The following is a 211-nucleotide window of genomic DNA, read 5'->3' on the forward strand; positions in this document are numbered from 1 at the left end:
GATCACCGGCGCGGTCACCCACTACTATGGCAAGAAGATAGGCAGCCTGATCACGACGCTTTATTTTATTGCCTTCTTTGTGGTGGTGCTGATCTACGCCGTGGCGATAACCAATTCACTCACCGAACAGTTGGCAAAACATATCGAGATTGATCTACGCATACGCATGCTGGTAAGTCTCGGCGTGGTACTGGTGCTGAATTTAATTTTT

At 47.9% G+C, this 211-nt stretch carries 1 pseudogene; it reads left to right on the top strand.

The window, feature by feature from the left end:
- A pseudogene (locus tag FDX22_RS15850) lies at positions 1–211 on the top strand (transporter); the annotation flags it as partial.

This window comes from Citrobacter sp. TBCS-14 (genome assembly GCF_005280805.1).
Lineage (GTDB): Bacteria > Pseudomonadota > Gammaproteobacteria > Enterobacterales > Enterobacteriaceae > Citrobacter > Citrobacter gillenii.